This window comes from Thermus altitudinis (genome assembly GCF_022760835.1).
In the GTDB taxonomy this organism is placed as follows: Bacteria; Deinococcota; Deinococci; order Deinococcales; family Thermaceae; genus Thermus; species Thermus altitudinis.
Genome location: NZ_JAKTNQ010000063.1, coordinates 1 through 1,219 on the forward strand (window position 1 = coordinate 1; position 1,219 = coordinate 1,219).

General features: G+C 61.5%; 1 protein-coding gene. It reads right to left on the reverse strand.

From position 1 onward, the window contains the following. Positions 1-1,219 (reverse strand): elongation factor Tu (tuf, locus tag L0D16_RS12320; RefSeq protein WP_243032474.1); only part of this gene is annotated, 1,219 nt, incomplete at its 3' end.

Sequence of the window (1,219 nt, forward strand, 5' to 3'; positions counted from 1 at the left end):
ACTCCAGGATCTTGGTGACCACGCCGGCGCCCACGGTCCGCCCACCCTCACGAATGGCAAACCGCAAACCCTCCTCCAAGGCCACCGGCTTGATCAGCTCCACCGTAAACGTCACGTTGTCCCCAGGCATCACCATCTCCACACCCGCCGGCAGCTCCACCACCCCCGTCACATCCGTGGTCCGAAAGTAAAACTGCGGCCGGTATCCCGTGAAAAATCCCGTGTGCCGGCCCCCCTCCTCCTTCTTCAAGATGTACACCGAGGCCTCAAACTTGGTGTGCGGCGTAATGCTCCCAGGCTTCGCCAGCACTTGCCCCCGCTCCACCTCCTCCCGGCTTACACCCCGCAACAACAAACCCACGTTGTCCCCAGCTAGGCCCTCCGAAAGCGTCTTACGGTGCATCTCCACACCCGTCACCACCGTCCGCCGCGTCTCCGGAGCTAAACCCACAATCTCCACCTCGTCCCCAACCTTCACCTTCCCCCGCTCAATCCGTCCCGTGGCCACCGTCCCACGCCCAGTGATCGTAAACACGTCCTCCACCGGCATCAAGAACGGCTTGTCCACATCCCGCACCGGCGTGGGTATGTACTCGTCAATGGCGTCCAAAAGCTCCCAAATCTTATCCACCCACTCGTTCTCCCCACGCTTCGTCTGCGGGTTCCGGTGCATCTGCTCCAGGGCCAACAACGCGCTCCCACGGATCACCGGCACCTCGTCCCCAGGAAACTCGTACTGGTTCAGAAGGTCCCGCACCTCCATCTCCACCAGGTCCAAAAGCTCCGGGTCGTCCACCATGTCCACCTTGTTCATGAACACCACGATGTACGGCACCCCCACCTGGCGGGCCAAAAGAATATGCTCCCGCGTCTGCGGCATCGGCCCATCCGCCGCCGATACCACCAAAATCGCCCCATCCATCTGGGCCGCACCCGTGATCATGTTCTTGATGTAGTCCGCGTGCCCAGGACAATCCACGTGCGAATAGTGCCGCTTCGCCGTCTCGTATTCCACATGCGCCGTGTTAATCGTAATCCCCCGCGCACGCTCCTCCGGCGCCTTATCAATCTCCCCGTAGTCCTTCACCTCCACATTCGGGTTCTCCGCCGCCGCTACAAACGTCAACGCCGCCGTTAGCGTCGTCTTCCCGTGGTCCACGTGCCCAATCGTCCCCACGTTCACGTGAGGCTTCGTACGGATAAACTCGCCCTTGGCCAT